This is a genomic window from Brucella sp. MAB-22 (genome assembly GCF_025908475.1).
GTDB lineage: Bacteria > Pseudomonadota > Alphaproteobacteria > Rhizobiales > Rhizobiaceae > Brucella > Brucella anthropi.
Window position 1 is genome coordinate 581,748 of sequence record NZ_CP109782.1, and the last position, 24,028, is coordinate 605,775.

The window sequence follows — 24,028 nt, forward strand, 5'->3', positions numbered from 1 at the left end:
TTTAAGCTCTCGAATGGCGGCGAACGTATTCTTCCACGATTTTCAGGTCGTTGTGAAGAACTGTGAAGCTTTCTTTTCGTTCCATCAAGTCTGAAAGCCATGCCGGAAGCTGCGGTTCGACACCGCTTGCAGCCTTTACAGCATCAGGGAATTTGGCCGGATGTGCGGTTGCTAGAACAACCATCGGCGCTGCATTGGACACATTTTCGCGAGCGACCTTCAGGCCAATTGCCGAATGCGGATCAAGCAGATAGCCGTCCGCCTCAAGCACGGATTTGATCGTTTCCGCGGTCTCATCGACCGTCGAGCGGCCCGCAGAAAATTCGCTGCGGATCGCCGAGAGCGGCTTTTCGGAGATCGAGAAGCCGCCCGACTGTTTCAGGCTGTCCATCAGGCCGCGCAGTGCTGCTGCATCGCGTCCATGTGCTTCGAACAGGAGGCGCTCGAAGTTCGAGGAAATCTGGATGTCCATCGAAGGCGATGTCGTCTGTGCAACGCCGCGCATTTCATACGCGCCGGTTTCCAGCGTGCGTGAGAGAATGTCGTTATCGTTGGTGGCGATAATCAGCTGGTCGATGGGGAGACCCATGCGCTTGGCGACGTAGCCCGCGAAAATATCGCCGAAATTGCCCGTTGGTACGGTGAAAGATACAGCGCGATCCGGCGCGCCGAGGCTCAGCGCCGCCGTAAAGTAATAGACGACCTGCGGCATGATGCGCGCCCAGTTGATCGAGTTCACACCCGAAAGCGACAGCGCATCGCGAAACTGTAGGTCGTTGAACATGCCTTTCACAAGGTTCTGGCAGTCGTCGAAATTACCTTCGATGGAAAGGGCATGAACGTTGGAGAAGCCGGACGATGTCATCTGACGCTGCTGCACCGGCGATACGCGACCGTTCGGGAACAGGATAAAGATGTCGGTATTGTCGCGACCGCCGAAGGCTTCAATGGCTGCACCACCCGTGTCGCCCGATGTGGCGCCAACGATAGTTGCCCGTTCGCCGCGTTGTGCCAGCACATAGTCCATCATGCGAGCGAGAAGCTGCATGGCGACGTCCTTGAAGGCAAGCGTCGGGCCGTGGAAAAGCTCAAGAACGAATTCATTAGCGCCGGTTTGAACCAGTGGGCAGACCGCATCGTGACGGAAAGTACCGTAAGCTTCATGCACCATACGGCGGAAATCCGAATGCGGAATTTCGCCATCGACAAATGGAGTGAGCACGGCCAGCGCGATATCCACATAGGATTTTCCGCGCAGGTCACGGATCTGTTCTGGTGAAAACTGAGGATAATCCTGTGGCAGATAGAGACCGCCATCCCGGGCTAGACCGGCGAGCAATGCATCGCTGAACCCCAGGACCGGCGCTTCCCCACGCGTGCTTACATATTTCATTTCTTGGCCTTCATTTCGGATCGGCGCGGTTTTGAGCCGGGTAATGCAATAGAGCCTCCCTAAAAAAGCCGCAAGGTTTTAAAGCATGTTGACGTGGATGGGGGTTGCTCTCTGGAGCAAAAAACGGGAAAACGTCATCGCGCTACACACATGCGTGATGTAGAAGACAGGTCGATCAGTGCAGGGAAGCCCGGTTTATGCAAACAGCACCACAGAATCGTTCATCGTTGTTTCCAGTCTTTGCAACGGTTTTGCTCGCAGCCCTCGCAGGCTGCACAACCAGTGGCACTGATAAGGCCGCCGACGGAGGCGCAGGTTCTTCGTTGACCACGCCCGCCGCTACCGGGGACCAGCGCATCAAGGAATCCGAGTTGCGCGCCTTCTGTCCTTCGGTTTCTCTGCGTGACGGTACGGCCTTCTTCAGTACATATGAAAAGGGCGGTGATAAGGATCCCGCACGTGTGATCTATCAGGCTGCCCTGACCGATACCACCCGCGCTTGCCAGTATGGCGCCGGGACCATGACGATTGACGTCGCCGCTGCCGGCAAAGTCGTACCTGGACCAAAATACAAGAGCGGCACCATTACCATGCCGATCCGTGTTGCCGTCCGCCAGGGCGATCAGGTCATCTATTCCAAGCTGCACAAGCAGGCGGTTACGATAGCCAATGGAGATACCGCAACGCAGTTTGTCTTTAATGACAAGGCAATCACCGTGCCGATGGCGGACAAGAACAATATCCAGATTTTTGTCGGTTTTGACGAAGGTCCGTACAATACGAAGTAAGGAATCGCCAATAGCTATTTGGCGGCAAAGTAGTTCTTTTGAATGATGCGCGGAAAGTTTATTCCGCGCATCATTCATTATTATTTATACGGTATTTAATTTTATTGACGCTTATTTCGGATCTCTATTTTAGATTATGATGAATTATCGATGGATCTACTGTGTTTTTCTGTTTTAATTCTGCATTAATGACAGTTCGAATAGTAATAAAACGGTCGATGTGTTTTGTGTTATGATTTTTAATGTCGGGGTCTTGTCGTGCCATCATTAGACGGCAGCGATAGGTGGGTACGATAAATCCCCGGGCATACTGTGATATATTTAGGGGCAAGGATCATATGCGATTTGATCGCAGTAAATTTCTACAGCCTGTTCCGCTTGTTTTGCTTTTTATGCTGTTTCTTGGTGCAGCTTTCGGACAGTGGGTAGGCAACAGATTTCGAATAGTCGATGAAGAGCGGCACATGAATATTTACATGGCCGCATTGGTTGCTCATGCTAATCGTCTGGCCATTTCAGCTCACGAAACAATCGAAGCAGCCAATCGCTCCCCCTATAAAATTTGCTCCCCGGAAGAAATGACCTATCTGCGCAAGCTGGTCTTTTCCGGATACCATATCAAAGATATAGGCCGATTCCGTGGAGATCGCCTGATCTGCTCGACGCTCCTTAGCGATATTCCCGAGCAGCCAAGCCGTTCGCCTGCCGACATTCATCTGAGCGATGGCACCTATGTTTATGGCGAGAGATCTCTGATTACCCCGGGCAGCCTTGGTTCGGTGATCGGTAACGGTGCGGCCAATGTTGTTTTGAGCTCGGTCGCATTCGACCTGCTCCACACGCCGCAATATGGCTTCGCTGTTTATATGCGCGACGGGGATCAGAAGCATTTCGCGCGGCTTTACGGTTATCCGTCAAGCAATCTGCCAGCCCCGAACTTCAATGATCTCGGGCGCAAATACGATGTGCTGAGCAATGTCATCAGGGAGTACCGTTGCGACGACAATACTGGCATCTGCATTGCTCTCGAAGCGAGGCTGGACAATTCCAGCGCGTCCGCTCGGTGGAAATCCTTTATTGCAATCAGTTTCGGTTTGCTTATCGGTGCAACTCTTGGCTTGAGCTGGTTCGCCTATCGTAATCGCGAGCGTCCTTTGGCTTCCATGCTCAACAAGGCGCTCAATGCCCGACAGCTTGAGGTGGTTTATCAACCGGTGGTCAATGTGGCGGATGCCAAAGTGACAGGCTTTGAGGCTCTGCTGCGCTGGCAGTTGCAAACCGGCGATCTGATCCCGCCTGACGTATTTATCGCGGAAGCAGAAGAGAAAGGCATGGCAGGCCGTGTAACGGCCTACGTCGTCGATCGTGTTATCGATGAGATGGGAGATTTGCTCCGTCGCAACCGGAACATTCAGATCAGTATCAATATTACCGCAAGTGATGTTCAGGCGTCGTTCTTCCAGAACAGTATCCAGAAGAAACTGCTCGATGCAGGCATCGATCCCAGCCAGATCGGTCTTGAGCTTACAGAACGTACGGCGGTGGATTTCTCGAAAGCGTCGGAAGGCATCCGGCAGCTTCGCGAGCAAGGTCACAGGGTTTATATCGATGATTTCGGAACGGGTTATTCAAGCCTCGCCTATCTTGGCGAGTTGCAGATCGATGCCATCAAAATCGATAAGGCATTTACACGCACCGTCTGTACTGACGGAGATACCGTATCGATCGTTCCGCAGATCATATCGATGGCGCGACAGCATAATCTTGGCGTTGTCATCGAAGGGATCGAGACAGAAGCCCAGGCCGACTATTTCCGTAAGATGAAAACGCCGATGACTGCGCAAGGCTGGTTTTACGGCAAGCCCATGCGCGCCCATGATGCCGTGGCGCTGGTGAGGACCAGTTCGCCCAAAGTCAGGCAGAAGCGTAGCAAGGCGGTCTCGGGAGCTGTGTAAATGAAATGGTCTGTGGAAAAATGCAGATCGATAAAATTCGAATTAAATGCGACTGCCTGCGTGAAATGAATGGCAACAGGTTTACGCTAGTGTGTTCTCATGAAACAGAAATATGAACGCATTCTCGAACCGACGGACACCTGGGCGATCTTCGATACGTCCACTGGCGAACCCGTCATCATGGGAACCCGTATGCTGATCGGCCTCTCGGAGAGCGAAGCCGAAGAGCTTCTGGCAATTCTCAATGCTCCGCCCAAGGGGCGCAACAAGCAATCCGCCGCCTGAAAAAAGCCAGGCGTCGGATTAATTCACTCAGGCATCGGTCCAGACGGACAGGGCCTCGATAACGCTCGGCAGGTCCTTGTGGCGATGGATGACGGTTTCCGCACCGGCATCGGTCAGCTTGTCAGCATGCCCCGGATAGGTGTGAGCACCACCCGTAAAGCCGATCACACGCATGCCAGCGGCGCGAGCGCCCTGAATGCCATGCGCGGAATCTTCAATCACGATGACATCTTTCGGATCGACTCCGAATTGCTTGGCCGCATAAAGGAACACGTCCGGCGCAGGCTTGGTCTTTTTAGTGCCGACTTCCTTGGCCGAAAAGATGTTCGGCACAAACAGTTCGTAAAGGCCGACACGTTTCAGCATGCTTTCCAGCCGATGGCTGGTCGAGTTGGAGCAGATGCACTTCGGCAGCTTTAGCGCCGAGACCACTTCCACGATATCCTCAACCGCCTGAACTTCGTTCTCGAGTTTCTCGTCCAGAATCTTTTCGGACTTGTCGAGAAGCGATGCTGAAAGTGGAATTCCGGCTTCGCGCTCTACCGTCAGAAGAATATCCTGCCACGTCAGACCGGCAAAACGCTCGGCCATTTCATCAGCCGCGATCTGATAACCGGCTTCGGTGAGGAGGGCGGATTCGACTTCTGCCGCGATGATTTCGGAATCCACCAAAACGCCATCGCAATCGAAAATGATGAGGGACGGTGCCGCCATGATCATAGCCTTTTTATTGGGAGGAGTGGGCACCGGCAGCAGCCGGAAACACCGCGATTGAGCTACACCTTTATGGCGAAGCCGTCAAATCGCGGCTGGTTCGAATTCAGACCTCACCGGAAACTTCACGGCGTCGCCGGTCCAGTTCTTCGCTGTAGCGACGCAGCGTGTGCGCTTCACTGAGAAGACCAAGCACTTTGCGCTCCTGCGCATTGTTTATCACGGCCAGAGCTTCGCTTTCAGCCCGGTCGAAACGGGCGACGGCTTCCTTGGCGTTCATCTGGGGCAGCAGGAACTCGTCCTGATACTTGAGAAGCTCGCTGATACTGTGCTCTCCGTCGGATGTGTCGAAGCTGTCGGCGTAGACTTCCGGAACCGGGATCATGCCGACATAGCGTCCATCGGCATCGACCGCGATCACGCGCTGGGTCGAGCCGAGTGGGAAATCATGCCGGAATGTTTCGATGTCGGTATCAATCAGCACGGTCCGCACATCGTGACGCATCATCCGGTTCACGGTCAGATTGCGTATCCAGCCGATATCGTGGGCGGACCGGATGGCCTCGCCGCGCAGGTGGAAGCGCCACGTCGCGAAGGAGTAACCGAAGGTTTTCCGCACCATCAGCGAGGACGAGACGACGGCTCCGAGGACGAGCATCGCGATTGGAAAATCACCGGTCATTTCCAGTGCAAGAAAAGTCATCGTCATCGGACCGCCGACGACGGCAACGGCAAGTGAGCTCATGCCGATAACGGCATAGACTTCTGGTGCAAGTGCCAGACCGGCAGGCAGAACAGACCCCGCCACGGCGGCAAACAGCTTGCCCGTCAGCGCGCCGAGAAACAGCGATGCGAAGAACAGACCGCCGCGAAAACCTGCACCGATGGAGACGGCAGAGGCGAGCGACTTGCTGAGGATCAGGAGCAGGAGCGCCGGAATGGTGATATTTGCATTGAGGTCGAGATGCAGCGCCCCATGGCCTGAGGCCAGAACCTGAGGCGAAATGAACGCGATCATCCCGACGACGGCACCGCCGATTGCAGGCGCCATCACATTAGGCACTACGCTGCGCCGAGCGACCTTTTCAACAAAAGTAACGCCGCGCATGATGAGAATGGCAATGGCTGCCGAGAAGAAACCGAGAACGAGCGCTGGCACGTAGTCGCGCGGCGTGATGTCGTTGATCTGACCGATATCGATGATGAAAGGCGCGCCGCCGATTGCCTGTGTTACCAGAGCGCCAACGATTGCGGCCACAACCACAGGCGCCAGCGTGGCAATCGAATAGACGCCGATGATGAGTTCGAATGCATAGAATGCCCCAGTCAGCGGAGCATTGAAGGCGCTGGCAATAGCTGCCGCAGCGCCGCAGCCGACCAACGTTCGCAAATCTGCGCGACGAAGCTTGAGCGCCCGACCGATACGGGATGCGAAACCGCTCGCGAGCTGTGTATAGGCAGCTTCCAGCCCGACCGACGCACCAAATCCGTTGGAAATCAGGTTCTGCCCGACGAGAATGAAGCTGTCCGTCAGCGAGAGACGCCCGCCATGGAGTGCATTTGCTTCGATAGGGTCGACGATGGGGCGTTTGCGCCAGCGTGCGAGAACCCAGATCACAATCCCCATCAAGATGCCGCCTGCGAGTGGCGCGATATAGGCGCTGGGTTGCAGCGACGCTGCTGAACTCAGTTTCTCGCCGGGTTCAAGGGCGAAGATTGCCTGATGCATCCATTGGGAAATGCTGCCAATCGCGGCAACCATCAGCCCTGAAATAATGCCGATGACCGTACCGGCGATAACGAGGCCTATTTCGCTGCCGCGAACCAGTGCACGCATGCGAAAGGGTACAAAGAGAACCCGCAAATACCGGTTATGTCGCAGTTCAGCGATATTCATCATAAAATACACCGGGCACGCGGGCGGCCCGCATGCCCGCCACGCAAATTCAGAAGTTGACTGCCAATTATAGGCAAAAAGGAATAACCAAGCCTTATCAAGGGCCAGAAGTTAAAGTTACAATTGCATAGCGATCACGGCGTTAAGATGACGGGCGGCAAAATGTCGAATGTCAATTAACCTTGAAAAGCCCGGAACTGCGGACTTTCCTCCTCGATTAAGAAAAGATTTACGATTTCAATCACTTGGCGTTAACTGCATATTTACCCTACCCGGTAACCATAAGGACAAGTTTTTTGCGTCCACAGGTAATCGAGTATCCCATGTCTCTTGTACGTCTTGCACATGAGTTGCCCATCGAGGCTCCGCGTACCGCGTGGCTTGACTCCATCATCAAAGGTGATTGCGTAGCGGCTCTGGAACGCCTGCCGGATCATTCCGTGGACGTCATTTTTGCCGATCCTCCCTATAACCTCCAGCTGGGTGGCGATTTGCATCGCCCCGATCAGTCGATGGTCAGCGCAGTTGACGATCACTGGGATCAGTTCGAGAGCTTTCAGGCTTATGATGCCTTCACGCGTGCATGGCTTATGGCCTGCCGTCGTGTCCTGAAGCCGAATGGCACCATCTGGGTCATCGGTTCCTACCACAACATCTTCCGGGTCGGTTCGCAGTTGCAGGATCTCGGCTTCTGGCTCCTGAATGACGTCATCTGGCGCAAGACGAACCCGATGCCGAATTTCCGCGGCCGGCGCTTCCAGAACGCCCATGAAACGCTGATCTGGGCTTCGCGCGATCAGAAGGGCAAAGGCTATACCTTCAATTATGAAGCGATGAAGGCCGCCAATGACGACGTACAGATGCGCTCGGACTGGCTCTTCCCGATCTGCACCGGTTCCGAACGCCTGAAAGACGAAAATGGCGACAAGGTTCATCCAACCCAGAAGCCGGAAGCATTGCTTGCCCGCATCATGATGGCCTCTAGCAAGCCAGGCGACGTCATTCTCGATCCGTTTTTCGGTTCTGGAACGACGGGTGCGGTTGCCAAGCGCCTCGGACGCCACTTCGTCGGTATCGAGCGCGAACAGAGCTATATCGATGCAGCAACGGTGCGCATTGATGCTGTAGAACCACTCGGCAAGGCCGAACTGACGGTGATGACCGGCAAGCGGGCCGAACCGCGCGTGGCGTTCACCAGCGTTCTCGAAGCTGGCCTTCTTCGCCCCGGCACGGTGCTTTGTGATGAACGTCGCCGTTTTGCTGCCATTGTTCGCGCCGATGGTACGCTGGCTGCCAACGGTGAAGCGGGTTCGATCCATCGTATCGGTGCAAAGGTTCAGGGCTTTGATGCCTGCAATGGATGGACTTTCTGGCACTACGAGGAAAACGGCGCGCTGAAGCCAATTGATGCCCTGCGCAAGGTCATTCGCGACCAGATGGCGGTTGCAGGCGCTTAAAGCACATCCCGAAAAGTGCGAAGCGGTTTTCGGATAAGATGCGCAAACGACAAGTTATCGGACGGCCTCCAGCATAGTCTGATAGTGAGGCGCTCGAAGCATCGGCTTCGGGCGCCTTCGCTATTTTAGGTTTAGAAAGTGAGGCCCAATGCTTTCAAATCGGCGCTCAGCTTGTCCGCATCCGTAAAATGCACAGCCTGCCATCCGGCCTGTCTGGCGCCATCCACATTGTGCATCGTGTCATCGATGAAAAGCGTTGCCGCAGGATCGAGGTCGAACGATGCAACGTGATAATCGTAGATTTCCCGGTCAGGCTTCAGCATGCGAACGTCGCCCGATACGGTAACGCCTCGGCTTTCGGTCAGAAATGGAAAGCGTGTTTGCGCTTCGCGAAAAGTGTCTGAAGCGAAATTCGTCAGCATGGTAACATCGTTGCCATGGTCAATCAGGCTACGCAAAATCTTGACACTGTCCTCATAAGCATGGGGAACCATGCGATTCCAGTTTTGCCGGAACGCACGTATATGATCGCTTTTCTCCGGATGTATATCAATCAGAAGCGCTTCCGCTTCCTGCCAGGTTCTGCCGCGATCCTGCTCGATATTCCATGCGCTGGTGCAGATGTTTTCCAGAAACCAACGCCGTTCCGAAGCATCGGGAATGACATCCAGATAGGCAAGTTCAGGATCATAGTGGATCAGAACCTTGCCGATATCGAAGACGACGTGCTTGACGGGACTGCTCAATGGTTTCTCCTCCCTCGTTTGAAAGCTTCTGGTATGGCGGCGGTGATCGCCTTTTTCATGACGGTTGGCAGTGCCTCATCCGAAAGCTCGTCTGGTCGGGACCACCATCCCTCGTTGGACAATGCCTTGCTGACATTCTCGGAGCGATAGACCGCCAATCGCAGCTCGAAATGCGTAAAAACATGCTTGATTGAACCGGAAGAGATCCATTGTGCCGGGAATGGTGCTGCATCGATTGTTGCATCTCCGTCTATACGCGCGGTCCAGTGACTGCCCGGAACCTCGGTCATCCCGGCAAGCAGTCCTTCACCCTTTCGCTTGCGCAGGAGGATTGAACCATCCCCGGCAATGGCGATGAATGCCGCGCCGGTGCGAATGGGCTTTACCGCTTTGGGAGCTTTGACCGGAAATTCTTCCGGATCGCGCGATTTGAGAGCCATGCAGTCATCATTGAGGGGGCAGATCGCACAGGCGGGGCGTCGCGGTGTGCAAATGGTTGCACCCAGATCCATCATAGCCTGAGCGAAATCTCCCGGCCTGTCGATTGGGGTCAACTGCCCCATGAGTGCGCGGATTTCCGTTTTCGCTGCGGGCAGGGGCGTGTCGATTGTGTAAAGCCGTGAAATCACGCGCTCCACATTGCCGTCGACGACGGCAACCGCTTCGCCAAAGGCAATTGCCGCAATTGCGGCGGAAGTGTAATCCCCGACGCCGGGCAGCTCCTTCAATGCAATGGCGTTATCCGGAAATCTGCCGCTGTGTTGCGAGGCTACGGCGTCTGCACATTTCTTCAGATTGCGCGCACGCGAATAATAACCAAGCCCGGCCCATGCCCGCAGAATATCGTCTTCGCTTGCCTGTGCCATTGATTGAACCGTGGGCCAACGGTCGACGAACTTCATGAAGTAAGACTTGACCGCCTCCACCGTCGTCTGCTGAAGCATGATTTCGGAGAGCCAGACGCGATAGGGATCGGGCTTGACGCCGGAAACCTGTTCGGCCGGGCTCACGCGCCATGGCAAAACACGATGGTGCCGGTCATACCAGCGCAGGAGCTTTGTGCTTTGATCGGAAGGGACAGAATTCAGCATGAAAAAGGCATCGGTTAACAGTTGGGCTGCATTCTGATTAATGCCTTATTTTTACAATTGATAGAAACAATGCTGTGCATATTGGAGCCTAGAGCATAGAAGTCTCGCATGAGTCTCCTGATGTGCCCCATTGGAAAGAAAATAAGTGGACCATTCTGTACCTGTCTATGTCATCAATCTTGCGCGGTCACGGGATCGCTGGGACAGGTTGAAATCCAATGCGGATGCGCTTTCGATCGAACTCCGGCGTGTGGAAGCCGTCGAGGGCAAGCTGCTGTCTCCGGAAGAGCTGACGGATTTTGATGATGCAGGATTCCGCCGTTGGCATGGTAAAGTGGCGTTGCCAGCGGAAATCGGCTGCTATTTCAGCCATATAGGAGCATTGGAAACCATAGCCATCGCGCCAGAACCTTTCGCTGTTATTGTGGAAGACGACGTCGTTTTCACCTCTGCTTTTCAACCGTTCCTGACGCATTTGACGAAGGTGACGGGTTGGGATGCGGTGAAGCTCGTTAATCACAGGGTAGCTGCGTTTCGCTCCTTTCAAAGAGTTGACGATCAGTTCTCCATCGGTCGCTGCCTGCATGGTCCGCTGGGTAGTTCAGCAGCATATGTCGTAACCCGGGAAGGTGCATCGAAAATGCTGAAGGCGCTCCGTCCCATGCGACTGCCTTATGATGTTGCATTGGAGAGAGGGTGGACCGGCGCGTATCAAATTTTTACGACCGACAAGCCAGTCGTCGAGTTTTCCAATATCGCGATTTCTACGATTGCTCAGGGGCGCGCTACCTACGCCAAGAAGCGATTACCGGCATACAAAAGGATAAGCACCCTTTTGTTTCGAGTGACTGACTATGCCAGACGAATCGCCTACGCTCTTCATAAGAAGAGCTTAAGAGAGGGTTAGGGTTGAGTTACTTTAAAAAATCTTTTCTGCTGCGTCGCCGAGTGGACTCTTGGGTCATTGGAGCCGCGTCGGCAGCCATGCCCATTCGGATCGGGCTTGGACCGCTGATACTTTTTATCTTTTCATGCATCGGTATTTATCTCGCCTGCGGACGCCACGCGACGACGCGCATGTTCGCCAAAAAATTCTATCTCTTCATAATCCTCTATGCCGTCTGGTCGTTAGGTCTGATCCTGTTACGGGGCGAACCTTTTCAGGATAACCGGCAGATTGGTTACACCCTGCTCATCACCATTTTCGCGTTTGCGGGTTCGGGGATGGTGCTTGTCCGCGACCCGCTGAGGGCCTATGTCCTTGGCGCGCGCGTTGGAACCCTGCTCGCCGTCATTATCGCGGTCTATCTTTCTGTGACCAATGGCGGGCGCATTGGCATAGGCGGCAATCAAGCAGTCTTTGCATTCGTTGCCGGAGTAGCGGCTATCTCTGCTGCAATCCCGCTGCGCAATGCCTCACGCTACCTGCCAAACGGTCCGCATTGGTTGGTTCTGGGATTCGCTGCAGTTTTGACCTCTGAAACACGAGCAGTCATCGTGGTTCTGCCGATATTCGCAGCCATAGAAATCCTCGTATTTCTGAGGCGTTTCAGCATCAAGCAACAGGGAGCGGCTTACGCGGTATTGTTTGCAGCAATAGCGACCCTCGTCGTTGTCGGCCCCGTCGGTGATATAATCTCCAAACGGTTCTCTGGAATGGTTGAATATTACGATACCGGACGGGCCTCTGACTGGGAGGATAAGGTGTCTGCTGACATCCGCGAAGTCATGTGGAAAAGCGCGTCCCGTGTTATCGCGGCGCACCCGTTTACAGGCGTTGGTTCCTACTCAAAAATGGACTATGTGAGGACAGAGGCTGGAGACAAGGCTGCGATGCTGGACGGTTTCCGCCATGTCCACAATACAGTTCTTGATGAATTGCTGAACGATGGCATTGTCGGTCTCATCTTCATGGCCGGCGCATTTATCTCGATCTTCGTCTATTTGTGGCGTACCGCGGACAGTTGGGCGATGCGGCGAGCCTTGCTCTACTTTGCGGTGGTCAGCGGCAGTTACGGCATGTTGCACAATCCGCTGTTGCACGAGGTCACTATATCCTCAACCATGTTCTTCCTCGCAGCGCTGAACGCTGCGGCGTCCCGGCGGGTCATGGCGGCAAAGCGCGCAGGTCTCACCTCATATATTTTTGGAAAGAAATCACCTGCATGAAAGCGATTGTAACGGGTGCTGCCGGATTTATCGGGTTTCATACGGCACAGCGTTTGCTGGATGAGGGCTGGCAGGTTATCGGCATCGACAATGTGAACGACTACTATCCGGTCGCATTGAAAGAAACCCGTCTTTCCAAGCTTCACATGCGTGACGGCTTCCGGTTTGCGAAGGCGGATATCTCCGATGCAGAAGCGTTCAACACGGCAATCGGCTCTGATCGAGATGCGGATGTCATTGTGCACCTCGCAGCACAGGCAGGTGTGCGATATTCCATCGAGAACCCAACGGCCTATATTTCCGCCAATGTGCAGGGACAGATAACCGTTTTCGAAACCGCATTGAGAATGGAGAAGCGTCCGCCTGTCGTTTATGCCAGCTCATCGTCGGTCTATGGTGCAAATGAAAAGGTACCTTTCTCCGAAAGCGATCCTGTCGATCACCCTGTTTCGATCTATGCTGCAACAAAGCGCTCCAGCGAATTGCTGGCCTACTCATACCGTCACGTGCACAAACTCTGCTCCACCGGTTTGCGTTTCTTTACGGTCTACGGTCCCTATGGGCGGCCTGACATGGCGCCGTGGCTGTTCACATCCGCGATCCTTAAAGGCGAGCCGATCCGCGTGTTCAATAATGGTGAGATGCAGCGGGACTTCACGTTCGTAGAGGATATCGTCAGTGGTGTGATTGGCGCGGTGAGACGTATTCTCGACAAGCCTGAAGATACAGCGCCCGTATACAATCTCGGTAACAACCGACCGGTCATGCTCAACGATTTTATCGCCGCGATTGAAAAAGCGACCGGCAAGGAAGCGATACGCAAGCTGGAACCGATGCCTGCTGCTGATGTGCCTCGCACCTATGCCGACATAGCACTTGCGGCACGTGACCTTGGCTTTAGCCCGAAAACCACACTCGATCAGGGTATTCCTTTGTTTGTGGAATGGTTTCGCGGCTATAATGGAGCGCGATGAGCGAACCAACATCCAGACGCGGTTTCAGGCCGCTGGCAGATATGGCTTCGGGTCTGGTGGATCCGATGCTGCAAAAGCGTGCCGGTATCAATCTCGCCTTGCTTCAGTCATGGGAAGATATTGTCGGTCCCGCCATCGGCGCAACCTCGCGCCCTTTGCGCATTATCTGGCCGCGTCGTCTGCGCGAGGATGATCCGTTTTCACCTGCAACGCTGATTATAGCCTGCGAAGGGTTCGCAGCCCTGCAGGTTCAGCATGAAACAGGCGAGATCATCAGCCGCATCAATGGCTTTCTCGGCTTCTCGGCAGTTGGGCGCATTCGCATCGAGCAGAAGCCGCCGATCATCCCGGCCAAGCGCCGCGTAAAGCGGCTGGCGCCGCTTGGGCCTGCCGAAGAGCGTCGCATCGACAAGGCTACGGACGGTATCGAAGACGATGCGCTTCGTGCGGCTCTTGCGCGCCTTGGCAAGAACATTCTCGCAGAGAAGCGGACAGCGGGTCGAAAAGACAAAGATAGTTGAATTTGGCCCGCTGCCATAAATTTGATGCAAGCTTTCAGCAGTTTGTGTTTGGCATCCTGGTTTATTGTCGCAAATTTGAAGACAAATAATCCAAGGTGCTGACTTTCATGTGAACGCTGTGGGTCTAGCGTAGAGCGACCTGCCGCTTTAGATTGTATGTCGAAGTCAACTATTGAAACAGGACTGGATGATTCGGATGCCTGCAGCGTTTAATCGCAGACACGTTATTTCTCTTGCTGGAGCGGCCGCTGCCGGGCTGGCTTTTGCCGGTGGCGCGAATGCGCAGCAGCGCGATCCTGAAGGCACTGTCGATGCGGCCAAGATTGCCGAACCCGGCAAGCTCAAGGACATGGTCTACGGCAAGGCTGATGCGCCGGTCACCATCGTTGAATATGCATCGCTGACCTGCCCGCATTGCGCAGATTTCACGATCAATACATTCCCGAAAATCAAGGAAAAATATATCGATACGGGCAAAGCACGGCTCATCTTCCGTGAGTTTCCGTTCGATCCGCGCGCGACCGCCGCTTTCATGCTCGCACGCTGCGCACCGGAAGACCGTTACTTCCCTATGGTCGACGTTTTCTTCAAGCAGCAGCAGCAGTGGGCGACCGCTGAAGATGGTGAAGCAGCTCTCCTGCAAATTGCAAAACTTGCCGGTTTTACACAGGAGTCCTTCAAGGCTTGCTTGACGAACCAGCAAGTTCTCGATGATGTGAGAGCAACGATGGAGCGTGGATCGAAGGATTTCGGTGTGAGTGCAACGCCGACTTTCTTCATTAACGGACAAAAATACGCTGGAGCGCTTTCGGTTGACGAAATGTCGGCAATCATCGACAAGCTTCTCTAATCCGTTTTTCAGATCGAAAAGCGGGCGCTCCTCTGCGCCCGCTTTTTGCGTTTCTGAAGTCACAATGGGAGGGGCATTCTGATGCGCTTCTCCAAGCTGCGCCTTGTCGGTTTCAAATCCTTCGTCGAGCCCATGGAGTTCGTCATCGAAGGCGGACTGACCGGCGTCGTCGGCCCGAATGGCTGCGGCAAGTCCAATCTGGTTGAAGCGCTGCGCTGGGTGATGGGTGAAAACTCATACAAGAACATGCGCGCCTCCGGCATGGACGATGTGATCTTTTCAGGCTCGGCCACGCGGCCCGCGCGCAATACTGCGGAAGTCACGCTTTTTCTCGATAATTCCGATCGAACTGCGCCCGCCGCTTATAATGATGCGGACGAATTGCAAGTCTCTCGCCGCATCGAGCGGGAGTCCGGGTCGGTCTATCGCATCAATGGCAAGGAAGCGCGCGCCAAAGATGTGCAGCTTCTTTTTGCGGACCAGTCCACCGGCGCACGTTCGCCGTCCATGGTCGGGCAGGGGCGTATCGGCGAGCTTATTCAGGCGAAGCCGCAGGCCCGCCGCGCGCTTCTGGAAGAAGCGGCTGGCATTTCCGGCTTGCACACGCGCCGTCATGAGGCCGAGTTGCGCCTGCGTGCTGCCGAAACCAATCTGGAGCGGCTGGATGACGTTGTAGGGGAGCTGGGCAGCCAGATCGAAAGTCTGAAGCGTCAGGCACGCCAGGCAAACCGCTTCAAGGCACTTTCTGCAGATATTCGCCGGGCGGAAGCTGCACTTCTGCATTTGCGCTGGTCACAGGCGAAGGTACAGGAAGGCGAAGCGCAAAGCGCCTTGGCGCAGGCAACCTCTGCTGTCGGTGACATGGCGCAAGCGCAGATGAACGCGGCAAAGGCACAGGCGGTCGGCGCGCACAAACTACCCGAACTGCGCGAGGCCGAAGCGAAAGCCGCCGCTGCATTGCAGCGTCTTTCCATTGCCAGAACCCAGCTTGATGAGGAAGGCGAACGTCTTCGTGCCCGCCGGGCAGAGCTGATAAAGCGTCTTGAGCAGCTTTCTGCCGACATTGCGCGCGAAGAAGAAATGATGCGCGAGAATGCTGACATTCTGGCGCGGCTCGACGACGAGGAGCAGGAGTTGATCGCTTCTGCCGAAGAATCCGGCGAGCGTGATCAGGAACTGCACGCGCTGTTCGAGGAAGCGGAAATTCGCTTGCAGGATAGCGAAAACGCATTGTCCCGTGTGACGGCTGAGCGTGCCGAAGCCGCCGCAGAGCGTGCGCAGATCGAACGGGCACTGAAGGAAACACGTGATCGTCGTGACCGGCTTTCTGCCCAGATGGAAACGATAGCGCGCGACATCGCTGCTGTTGCGGAGCAGATCGGCGGGTTGTTCGATCCGGCGGAAAAGCGCATCGTGGTCGATCGCTGTGCGGACGCACTGGCTTCGGCCGAGGAAATGGTCGCAAGCGCGGAAGAGCTTGTTGCAAGCGCGCGTGAAGCGGAAGCCGCCAGCCGCCAACCTTTGAGCGAGGCGCGTACCGAACTGAACCGCATCGAAACGGAAGCGCAAACGCTGGCCCGCATTTTGAATGCTGGTGAAACAGGGCAATTCTCGCCAGTGGTGGAAGAGTTGCGTGTCGAGAAGGGCTTTGAAGTTGCACTCGGTGCCGCACTTGGCGAAGATCTTGATGCTGCCAGCGATGAACATGCGCCGGTCTATTGGGCTTACAATCCTGCTGCCAACGCCGATCCCGCCCTGCCGGAAGGCGTGACGCCGCTGGATCGGCTGGTGGAGGGACCACAGCAATTGCGCCGGAGGCTGGCACAGGTCGGCGTTGTTTCGGATAGTGAAGGCAAGCGCCTGCAGGCCATGTTGCGGCCCGGTCAGCGGCTGGTGAGCCAGGCCGGTGCGCTCTGGCGCTGGGATGGCTATACAGCAAGCGCCGATGCGCCGACCCCGGCAGCCCAGCGACTGGCACAAAAAAACCGGCTGGCGGAGCTCGAACAGGAAGCGATTGCCGCGCGCAAGCGTGCCGAGCAGGCTGAGCAGGATGTGCAACGCACCGAGGCAGGCGTCCGGGAGGCCGTCGAGCAGGAGCGCGTCGCACGCGATCAATGGCGCGCAAACCAGCGTAAGCTTGACGAAGCGCGGGAGGCTCTGGCAGCTGCGGAGCGTGCAGCAGGTCAGTTGGCGACACGCCGCGCGGGTCTTGAAGACAGCAAGGCGCATCTGGAAGAAAACCTTGAAGAAGCGCAGATCCGTGTCACGGAAGCTGAAGACCGGCTCGGCGAAATGCCGGATATGGATGCGATTGGGGAACGTCTTGCTGCATTGGGCAGCGAAGTCATGTCGGACCGCACTGCTCTGGCAGAAGCGCGCGCTGCCTATGAAGGGCTGCGGCGCGAGGCCGACGCCCGCAAGCGTCGACTGGAAATGATTGCGCTGGAACGCCGTAACTGGAAATCCCGCGCTGAAAATGCTGACCGTCATATCGCTGCGCTGAACGATCGTCGTGCGGAAACGGCAGATGAGGCCGAGGCCCTTGCGGAAGCGCCCGACGAGATCGAGAACCGCCGCCGGGCGCTTTTGAATGAGCTTTCGCAGGCGGATACCCTTCGAAAACAGGCTGGCGATGTTCTGGCTGAGGCCGAGGCCGCGCAGGCGGAACTCGACAAGATGGCAACTCTTGCCATCCAGCAACTGGCGGCAAGCCGCGAACAAAGGGCGCGTGCCGAAGAACGTCTCGCGGCGGCAGAAGAGCGGCGCAAGGATGCCGAAGCCCGTATTGCCGAAGCTTTGAACTGCCCACCGCATGAGGCTATTCGCCAGACAGGTTTAAGGCCGGACGAAGCTTTGCCTGATCCCGATCAGCTGGAACGCCAGCTGGAGCGGTTGAAGATTGAGCGCGAGCGGCTCGGTGCTGTCAATTTGCGCGCCGATGAGGAACAGGAAGAACTGTCAGGACGTCTCGATACTATTGTATCCGAGCGTGAAGATGTGATTGAGGCAATCAAGAAGCTGCGCCAGGCAATCCAGAGCCTCAACCGCGAGGGACGCGAGCGCCTGCTGGCTGCATTCGACGTGGTGAATGTGCAGTTCCAGCGTCTGTTCACGCATCTCTTTGGCGGCGGCACGGCTGAATTGCAGCTGATCGAAAGCGATGATCCACTGGAAGCCGGTCTGGAAATTCTCGCCCGTCCGCCCGGTAAGAAACCGCAGACCATGACGCTGCTTTCCGGCGGTGAGCAGGCACTGACAGCTATGGCGCTCATTTTTGCAGTGTTTCTCACCAATCCGGCACCAATCTGTGTGCTCGACGAAGTGGATGCGCCACTCGATGACCATAATGTCGAGCGCTATTGCAATCTGATGGATGAAATGGCGGCTTCGACCGAAACGCGCTTCGTGGTGATCACGCATAACCCGATTACCATGGCTCGCATGAACCGTCTCTTCGGCGTGACGATGGGCGAGCAGGGTGTGAGCCAGCTCGTTTCGGTGGACTTGCAGACTGCGGAACAGTTGCGCGAAGCAAGCTAGAGCATGTCTCCCAAAAGTGGAACCGGTTTTGGGGTAAAGACATGCGTAAAAACAAAAAGATAGAGCATTTCCAATGGTTCATGAGAAACAGGAAATGCTCTAAAACATAATCTGTACGGAGGACGGCATGAGCGGCGATCACGACCACGGAGACGTCAGCGACACGCCACTTCCAAGATTATGGATCGCCTTTGCGCTGACCAGCCTTTTCATGATTGCCGAGATCGTCGGCAGTTTCGTCACCGGCAGTCTCGCGCTTTTATCCGATGCCATGCACATGGCAACGGACAGTTTTGCGCTTCTCCTTGCCCTGATCGCCATCTATTTGGGTCGTCGGCCAGCCGATATTCTTCGCACCTACGGTTATGCCCGCTTTGAAATTCTCGCGGCGACAGTCAATGCGCTTCTGTTGCTGGGTGTAGCTTTCTATATCCTCTATGAAGCCTATGAACGTGTTTCGCGTCCTGCCGATGTGCAGTCCGTCGGCATGATGGTCGTTGCCGTGCTTGGCCTGATCGTCAATCTGATATCCATGCGGGTCTTGATGGGGCACAAGGACGAAAGCTTGAACGTCAAGGGCGCTTATCTTGAAGTCTGGGCAGATATGCTGGGTTCTGTCGGCGTGATTGTCGGCGCTGTGATCATTTATCTGACCGGATGGGAGTGGGTGGATTCACTGATCGCCATCGGTATCGGCTTCATGGTCTTTCCGCGCACATGGGTTCTGCTCAAGGAATGCATCAATATTCTGCTCGAAGGGGTTCCCGCTGGATTGAACCTCGATGATCTGCAGAAGGCCGTTCTGGCTGTGCCCGGTGTGGCGACACTCCATGACCTGCACGTCTGGTCGCTGACCAAGAACCAGAAATCCCTGACCGCGCATATCGTGCTGGCCGATGGGGTGGAGGGTGAAACCGTACGTCGCGCGGTTGAACAGGTCTTGCAGGAGAAATATGATCTACACCACACCACCTTGCAGATGGAAACCGTAGATCGCGCATCTGCCGAACACATTCACTGAAACTCGATATTCTGCCGCCGCAAACGGAATTTACCGGTCGCTCCACACGGCCAGTTCATTTCCGGCCGGATCGGTGAAATGAAAACGCCGCCCGCCGGGGAAAGAGAAGATGGGTTTCACAATCGTGCCGCCTGCATCGGTAACGGCTTCCAGAGCATCTTCCAGCCGTGCCGCATAAAGCACGGGCAGAGGTTTTGCGGTCGCCTGTCCATCGGCGTCGAAACCGCCGTCTAGCCCTTCGGAAAAGGCTGAATAGGTTGGACCGTAATCAATGAAAGACCAGCCGAAGGCGCGCGCGTAAAAACTCTTCGTCGCATCGAGCGATCCGTTTCCCGCTGGCATTTCCAGATAGTCGAGCTTGCCCGTGATACGCATGGTCGAACTCCGCTGTGTTCCTTATTTGTTCTTATCTTTGCTGTATCCGGCCAGCAGAGTCAATCTGTTGTGTGGCCTTTGCCCGGCTAATCCCGCCTCTAATCGATTCTATTGTCGCGGCTTGTCTTTTTTGGTTGGCAGCAGCCTTGCGGATCGCATAAGCAACGGGGAGCAGGTTCTGGGAGTGCTTGCAACTGTTGCAAGCCTTTTATGAGCCTATCCTGCATCAAGGGAGGCCATGATGGCGAAGTGGGTGTACACGTTCGGCGACGGCAAGGCAGAAGGTGCGGCAAGCGACCGTAATCTTCTCGGCGGCAAAGGAGCGAACCTGGCTGAAATGAGCAGCCTTGGTCTTCCGGTGCCTCCGGGCTTTACCATCACGACCGAAGTCTGCACCTATTATTATGATCATGACCGCTCCTATCCGACCGAACTGAATGATCAGGTTCAGGCGGCTCTGACCCATATCGCGAAAGTGACGGGGCGCAATTTCGGCGATGCCGAAAAGCCGCTTCTGGTGTCGGTGCGTTCCGGCGCCCGTGCTTCCATGCCGGGCATGATGGATACAGTGCTCAATCTCGGCCTGAATGACGAGACGGTGCAGGCCATTGCCCGTGAGGCGGGCGATGAGCGTTTTGCCTATGACAGCTACCGCCGCTTCATCCAGATGTATTCGGATGTCGTGCTGGGTGTCGATCATGGCTTCTTCGAGGAAATTCTCGAAGACAAGAAGGCGGATCTCGGTGTTGAGGTCGATACGGCACTGACGGCAGAAGACTGGAAGGACGTCATCGGATCCTACAAGGCCAAGGTCGAGGAAGAACTCGGCCAGCCTTTCCCGCAGGATCCGCGCGAACAGCTATGGGGCGCTATCGGCGCCGTCTTCTCAAGCTGGATGAATGCGCGCGCCATCACCTATCGTCGCTTGCACAATATCCCGGCGGCCTGGGGCACAGCGGTTAATGTGCAAGCCATGGTGTTCGGCAATATGGGTGAGACCTCTGCGACCGGCGTTGCATTCACCCGCAATCCCTCGACGGGCGAGAAGAAGCTTTACGGCGAGTTCCTCGTCAATGCGCAGGGTGAAGACGTTGTTGCCGGTATCCGCACGCCGCAGAACATCACCGAAGAAGCACGCATTGCGGCTGGTTCCGACAAGCCGTCGCTTGAAAAGGTAATGCCGGAAGCGTTCGCCGAATTCCTCAAGGTTGCCGACCGGCTGGAACAGCATTATCGCGACATGCAGGACCTCGAATTCACCATTGAACGCGGCAAATTGTGGATGCTCCAGACCCGATCGGGTAAGCGCACCGCAAAGGCTGCGCTGAAAATGGCCGTCGAAATGGCCGGCGAAGGGCTGATTACGGAAGAAGAAGCGGTTCTGCGCGTCGATCCGGCAGCACTCGACCAGCTTCTGCACCCGACCATTGACCCGCGTGCGGAGCGTCAGGTCATTGGTCAGGGGCTTCCTGCATCGCCGGGCGCTGCAACGGGCGAAATCGTCTTCTCGTCGGAAGATGCCGAACAGGCGAAGTCGGAAGGCCGCAAAGTCATTCTCGTGCGCATCGAGACCAGCCCGGAAGATATTCACGGCATGCATGCTGCAGAAGGTATTCTGACGACACGTGGCGGCATGACCAGTCATGCGGCTGTTGTCGCACGCGGTATGGGCAAGCCATGCGTTTCCGGCGCGGGATCGCTTCGCGTCGACTATCGCAATGGCGTCATGCTGGCAGCAGGCCAGACCTTCAAGAAGGGCGATGTCGTCACCGTCGATGGTGGCACAGGGCAGGTCCTGAAAGGCGCTGTCGCCATGCTTCAGCCCGAGCTTTCCGGCGATTTCGGCAAGCTGATGGAATGGGCTGACCGCACCCGTCGAATGAAGGTTCGCGCCAATGCTGAAACTCCGGCAGATGCCCGCACGGCGCGTTCGTTCGGTGCGGAAGGCATCGGCCTTTGCCGTACCGAACACATGTTCTTCGACGGAAGCCGGATCGTCGCCATGCGCGAAATGATCCTTTCCGACAATGAAGAAGGCCGCCGCACGGCTCTAGCAAAGCTGTTGCCGATGCAGCGTTCGGATTTCGTCGAGCTTTTCGAGATCATGAAGGGACTTCCCGTCACGATCCGCCTGCTCGACCCGCCATTGCACGAGTTCCTGCCGCATACGGACGAGGAAGTCGCAGAGGTTGCCCGGTCGATGGGTGTCGATGCGGCAAAGCTGCGCGAGCGCGCTGATGCCTTGCATGAATTCAACCCGATGCTGGGCCATCGCGGCTGCCGTCTGGCTGTATCCTATCCGGAAATCGCGGAAATGCAGGCCCGGGCGATTTTTGAAGCTGCCGTCGAAGCAGGCAAAAAAACCGGCGAACATGTGGTGCCGGAAGTGATGGTGCCGCTGGTCGGGCTGAAAGCCGAACTGGATTTCGTCAAGGCACGCATCGATGCCGTTGCCAAGGAAGTCATGGCCGAGGCAGGCGTCAAGATCGACTATATGGTCGGCACGATGATCGAACTGCCGCGCGCGGCCTTGCGCGCTGCTGAAATTGCCGAAACGGCTGAGTTCTTCTCGTTTGGCACCAATGATTTGACGCAAACGACATTCGGCATTTCACGCGACGATGCGTCGTCGTTCCTGACCTCCTATCAGCAGCGTGGCGTGATCGAACAGGATCCGTTCGTGTCGCTTGATCTCGAAGGCGTTGGCGAACTGGTGGAAATCGCCGCCGAACGTGGACGAAAGACCCGCGAGAAACTGAAGCTCGGCATCTGCGGCGAGCATGGTGGTGATCCGGCGTCGATCGCATTCTGCGAAAAGACAGGTCTCGACTATGTTTCCTGTTCGCCGTTCCGCGTGCCGATTGCCCGTCTTGCTGCGGCACAGTCGGCTATACGCAAGGTTTGACAGCACGCCACAATTTGGCTTAGCTACCGGAGTAGTCCCCGGTAGCTAAGCCATTTTTAGAAGATATTGCCATGCTTCGTTGTATTGCTGCGGCAGGAGCCGTCATTCTCGTCACGACCAGCATTGCCAGTGCCTATGATATCTCGCCGCAGGAGCGTGCGGAGAACAAGCCCAGCCACGACACGATCAAAATCGTTGAGCCACAACTGCATATTGCACGTGGTGGCGCCGCATCGCCCCAGGTGGCGCTGACGCTGGATGCCTGCATGGGCAAGACCGATCACCGGATACTCGATATGCTGGTGCAAAACCGTATTCCAGCGACGATCTTCGTGACGGGGCGATGGATAAAGCAGAATCCCGCAGCCATGGCGGTTCTAAAAGCCAATGCCGATCTGTTCGATATCGAGAACCATGGCGCAATGCATATTCCGGCCATCACGAACGAGCCGAAAATGTATGGTATCAAGACGGCAGGGTCACTTGAGGCGGTCCATCTGGAAATCGATGGCGGCGCGACGGCGATCACTGATGCCGGAGTGTCGAAGCCCGTTTGGTATCGCGATGCGACGGCCCGTTATTCGACCGATGCGATCAAGCTTGCGACAAGCATGGGCTACAAGATCGGCGGTTATTCGCTGAATGGTGATCAGGGAGCCTCGTTGCTGGCGCCGACAGTCGAACGCCGCATCGCCGCCGCGCGTGATGGCGATGTCATCATCTCGCATATCAACCAGCCAACGCGCTCAGCGGGCGAAGGGGTGGCCAAAGGCGTTCTGGCCTTGAAAGCGAAGGGAATGAAATTCGTACGTCTCAAGGATGTCGAGACGACTATGACGCTCAACCCGGTCGCTCCACACAATCTTCATGCGGGGGTTCCAAAGCCAGCAGCGCCGAAATAATCCCGTTCAGGCGCCGTTGACTTTTTCCTTCGGGGAAAGACTTTTCATGACCGCGGCATAGTTGCGGCCAAGGCTTTCAAAAACGGCATTTTCGCCCGTTGGTGGTTCAACGGACAGGGTCGTGCCGTCGTTGCGCAGTGTGACGAATATGACCTGATCCTCCGGTTGTCCGGCGATGGCGATTGCACCGATGCGTTGTGCTTCGCTGGTGTCGAGAGCAGGCATATTGAACAGAACTTCGCCGCCCACACGTTCGGCGGCCTTGGCAAGCGCGGAATCAAAACCTTCGATGAGTACGTCGATGGCTCCGAGCGCGAACTCAAGTTCGACGGCCTCAAGCGTCATCGTATCGTCTGCAGTTGTGCCGTCCGATGACTGGTTGCCATTTTGAAGGGCGCGATCCATTCCGTCCTCTCCGACGATTGCAATATAAGCCCCCATACAC

At 56.0% G+C, this 24,028-nt stretch carries 20 protein-coding genes; 13 read left to right on the top strand and 7 right to left on the bottom strand.

The annotated features are described in order from the left end of the window. Position 1: 1 nt before the first annotated feature. On the bottom strand, positions 2-1,393 hold the full coding sequence (gene thrC / locus OHI65_RS12280) for a threonine synthase (RefSeq protein WP_029925493.1): 1,392 nt from the start codon (positions 1,391-1,393) through the stop codon (positions 2-4). Between the two features lie 197 nt (positions 1,394-1,590). On the opposite strand from thrC, the gene OHI65_RS12285 reads away from it, so the two are divergent. The 3 genes from OHI65_RS12285 to OHI65_RS12295 all read left to right on the top strand — a co-directional run bounded on the left by OHI65_RS12285 (position 1,591) and on the right by OHI65_RS12295 (position 4,421). Beyond that, the gene (locus tag OHI65_RS12285; RefSeq protein WP_125333787.1) at positions 1,591-2,181 is read left to right on the top strand and encodes a hypothetical protein; all 591 of its coding nucleotides are present in this window, start codon (positions 1,591-1,593) and stop codon (positions 2,179-2,181) included. A 338-nt stretch (positions 2,182-2,519) separates the two neighbouring features. Beyond that, complete coding sequence (locus OHI65_RS12290; RefSeq protein WP_264358919.1) at positions 2,520-4,136, top strand: EAL domain-containing protein; 1,617 nt, start codon at positions 2,520-2,522, stop codon at positions 4,134-4,136. Between the two features lie 99 nt (positions 4,137-4,235). Then, positions 4,236-4,421 (top strand): hypothetical protein, encoded by a 186-nt coding sequence (locus tag OHI65_RS12295; protein WP_012090863.1) that lies wholly within the window; start codon positions 4,236-4,238, stop codon positions 4,419-4,421. Positions 4,422-4,448: 27 nt separating this feature from the next. Here OHI65_RS12295 and OHI65_RS12300 read toward each other — a convergent pair whose 3' ends face one another. Together OHI65_RS12300 and OHI65_RS12305 are read right to left on the bottom strand one after the other, a co-directional pair. Further along, positions 4,449-5,135 (bottom strand): HAD family hydrolase, encoded by a 687-nt coding sequence (locus OHI65_RS12300; RefSeq protein WP_010658418.1) that lies wholly within the window; start codon positions 5,133-5,135, stop codon positions 4,449-4,451. 106 nt (positions 5,136-5,241) lie between these two features. After that, positions 5,242-7,032, bottom strand: coding sequence for a chloride channel protein (locus tag OHI65_RS12305; protein WP_151689040.1), 1,791 nt, complete (start codon positions 7,030-7,032; stop codon positions 5,242-5,244). 323 nt (positions 7,033-7,355) lie between these two features. Here OHI65_RS12305 and OHI65_RS12310 point away from each other — a divergent pair, with 323 nt between their 5' ends. Next, a complete protein-coding gene (locus OHI65_RS12310) occupies positions 7,356-8,489 on the top strand; it encodes a site-specific DNA-methyltransferase (RefSeq protein WP_151689004.1) in 1,134 nt (377 codons plus the stop codon). 131 nt (positions 8,490-8,620) lie between these two features. Here OHI65_RS12310 and OHI65_RS12315 read toward each other — a convergent pair whose 3' ends face one another. Together OHI65_RS12315 and mutY are read right to left on the bottom strand one after the other, a co-directional pair. Beyond that, positions 8,621-9,235, bottom strand: a complete 615-nt coding sequence (locus OHI65_RS12315) for an HAD family hydrolase (protein WP_151689005.1) — start codon at positions 9,233-9,235, stop codon at positions 8,621-8,623. Beyond that, on the bottom strand, positions 9,232-10,326 hold the full coding sequence (mutY, locus tag OHI65_RS12320) for an A/G-specific adenine glycosylase (RefSeq protein WP_151689006.1): 1,095 nt from the start codon (positions 10,324-10,326) through the stop codon (positions 9,232-9,234). Before mutY ends, OHI65_RS12315 begins: the two co-directional genes overlap by 4 nt. 145 nt (positions 10,327-10,471) lie before the next feature. On the opposite strand from mutY, the gene OHI65_RS12325 reads away from it, so the two are divergent. The 7 genes from OHI65_RS12325 to OHI65_RS12355 all read left to right on the top strand — a co-directional run bounded on the left by OHI65_RS12325 (position 10,472) and on the right by OHI65_RS12355 (position 19,401). Next, on the top strand, positions 10,472-11,233 hold the full coding sequence (locus OHI65_RS12325; RefSeq protein ID WP_264358920.1) for a glycosyltransferase family 25 protein: 762 nt from the start codon (positions 10,472-10,474) through the stop codon (positions 11,231-11,233). Between the two features lie 77 nt (positions 11,234-11,310). After that, positions 11,311-12,495, top strand: a complete 1,185-nt coding sequence (locus OHI65_RS12330; RefSeq protein ID WP_264358921.1) for an O-antigen ligase family protein — start codon at positions 11,311-11,313, stop codon at positions 12,493-12,495. Next, the gene (locus tag OHI65_RS12335; protein WP_264358922.1) at positions 12,492-13,469 is read left to right on the top strand and encodes an SDR family NAD(P)-dependent oxidoreductase; all 978 of its coding nucleotides are present in this window, start codon (positions 12,492-12,494) and stop codon (positions 13,467-13,469) included. The genes OHI65_RS12330 and OHI65_RS12335 overlap by 4 nt, the downstream gene beginning before the upstream one ends. Continuing rightward, on the top strand, positions 13,466-13,990 hold the full coding sequence (locus OHI65_RS12340) for a DUF721 domain-containing protein (protein ID WP_125333795.1): 525 nt from the start codon (positions 13,466-13,468) through the stop codon (positions 13,988-13,990). The genes OHI65_RS12335 and OHI65_RS12340 overlap by 4 nt, the downstream gene beginning before the upstream one ends. 196 nt (positions 13,991-14,186) lie before the next feature. Further along, positions 14,187-14,840, top strand: coding sequence for a DsbA family protein (locus OHI65_RS12345; RefSeq protein ID WP_010658427.1), 654 nt, complete (start codon positions 14,187-14,189; stop codon positions 14,838-14,840). A gap of 81 nt (positions 14,841-14,921) precedes the next feature. After that, entirely contained in the window at positions 14,922-18,380 is a 3,459-nt protein-coding gene (smc, locus tag OHI65_RS12350; protein WP_231771341.1) for a chromosome segregation protein SMC, read from the top strand. Positions 18,381-18,507: 127 nt separating this feature from the next. Next, complete coding sequence (locus OHI65_RS12355; RefSeq protein ID WP_125333797.1) at positions 18,508-19,401, top strand: cation diffusion facilitator family transporter; 894 nt, start codon at positions 18,508-18,510, stop codon at positions 19,399-19,401. 30 nt (positions 19,402-19,431) lie between these two features. On the opposite strand, the gene OHI65_RS12360 is transcribed toward OHI65_RS12355, so the two are convergent. Then, positions 19,432-19,776 carry a VOC family protein gene (locus tag OHI65_RS12360; RefSeq protein WP_151689012.1) on the bottom strand — a complete coding sequence of 115 codons (345 nt, stop codon included), beginning with the start codon at positions 19,774-19,776 and terminating at the stop codon, positions 19,432-19,434. A 241-nt stretch (positions 19,777-20,017) separates the two neighbouring features. Between OHI65_RS12360 and ppdK the strand changes: the two genes are divergently transcribed. Both ppdK and OHI65_RS12370 read left to right on the top strand, forming a co-directional pair. Beyond that, complete coding sequence (gene ppdK, locus OHI65_RS12365; protein WP_264359161.1) at positions 20,018-22,681, top strand: pyruvate, phosphate dikinase; 2,664 nt, start codon at positions 20,018-20,020, stop codon at positions 22,679-22,681. Between the two features lie 71 nt (positions 22,682-22,752). Then, positions 22,753-23,583 carry a polysaccharide deacetylase family protein gene (locus OHI65_RS12370; RefSeq protein ID WP_194531906.1) on the top strand — a complete coding sequence of 277 codons (831 nt, stop codon included), beginning with the start codon at positions 22,753-22,755 and terminating at the stop codon, positions 23,581-23,583. 6 nt (positions 23,584-23,589) lie between these two features. Here the strand turns inward: OHI65_RS12370 and OHI65_RS12375 are convergent, their stop codons facing one another. Continuing rightward, on the bottom strand, positions 23,590-23,988 hold the full coding sequence (locus OHI65_RS12375) for a hypothetical protein (protein ID WP_114048364.1): 399 nt from the start codon (positions 23,986-23,988) through the stop codon (positions 23,590-23,592). Between the last annotated feature and the right edge of the window lie 40 nt (positions 23,989-24,028).

Coding starts and splice junctions, on each gene's coding strand:
- thrC (WP_029925493.1), bottom strand. CDS start 1,393: ATGAAATATGTAAGCACGCGTGGGGAAGCGCCGGTCCTGGGGTTCAGC.
- OHI65_RS12285 (WP_125333787.1), top strand. CDS start 1,591: ATGCAAACAGCACCACAGAATCGTTCATCGTTGTTTCCAGTCTTTGCA.
- OHI65_RS12290 (WP_264358919.1), top strand. CDS start 2,520: ATGCGATTTGATCGCAGTAAATTTCTACAGCCTGTTCCGCTTGTTTTG.
- OHI65_RS12295 (WP_012090863.1), top strand. CDS start 4,236: ATGAAACAGAAATATGAACGCATTCTCGAACCGACGGACACCTGGGCG.
- OHI65_RS12300 (WP_010658418.1), bottom strand. CDS start 5,135: ATGGCGGCACCGTCCCTCATCATTTTCGATTGCGATGGCGTTTTGGTG.
- OHI65_RS12305 (WP_151689040.1), bottom strand. CDS start 7,032: ATGAATATCGCTGAACTGCGACATAACCGGTATTTGCGGGTTCTCTTT.
- OHI65_RS12310 (WP_151689004.1), top strand. CDS start 7,356: ATGTCTCTTGTACGTCTTGCACATGAGTTGCCCATCGAGGCTCCGCGT.
- mutY (WP_151689006.1), bottom strand. CDS start 10,326: ATGCTGAATTCTGTCCCTTCCGATCAAAGCACAAAGCTCCTGCGCTGG.
- OHI65_RS12330 (WP_264358921.1), top strand. CDS start 11,311: ATGCCCATTCGGATCGGGCTTGGACCGCTGATACTTTTTATCTTTTCA.
- OHI65_RS12335 (WP_264358922.1), top strand. CDS start 12,492: ATGAAAGCGATTGTAACGGGTGCTGCCGGATTTATCGGGTTTCATACG.
- OHI65_RS12340 (WP_125333795.1), top strand. CDS start 13,466: ATGAGCGAACCAACATCCAGACGCGGTTTCAGGCCGCTGGCAGATATG.
- OHI65_RS12345 (WP_010658427.1), top strand. CDS start 14,187: ATGCCTGCAGCGTTTAATCGCAGACACGTTATTTCTCTTGCTGGAGCG.
- smc (WP_231771341.1), top strand. CDS start 14,922: ATGCGCTTCTCCAAGCTGCGCCTTGTCGGTTTCAAATCCTTCGTCGAG.
- OHI65_RS12355 (WP_125333797.1), top strand. CDS start 18,508: ATGAGCGGCGATCACGACCACGGAGACGTCAGCGACACGCCACTTCCA.
- OHI65_RS12360 (WP_151689012.1), bottom strand. CDS start 19,776: ATGCGTATCACGGGCAAGCTCGACTATCTGGAAATGCCAGCGGGAAAC.
- ppdK (WP_264359161.1), top strand. CDS start 20,018: ATGGCGAAGTGGGTGTACACGTTCGGCGACGGCAAGGCAGAAGGTGCG.
- OHI65_RS12370 (WP_194531906.1), top strand. CDS start 22,753: ATGCTTCGTTGTATTGCTGCGGCAGGAGCCGTCATTCTCGTCACGACC.
- OHI65_RS12375 (WP_114048364.1), bottom strand. CDS start 23,988: ATGGATCGCGCCCTTCAAAATGGCAACCAGTCATCGGACGGCACAACT.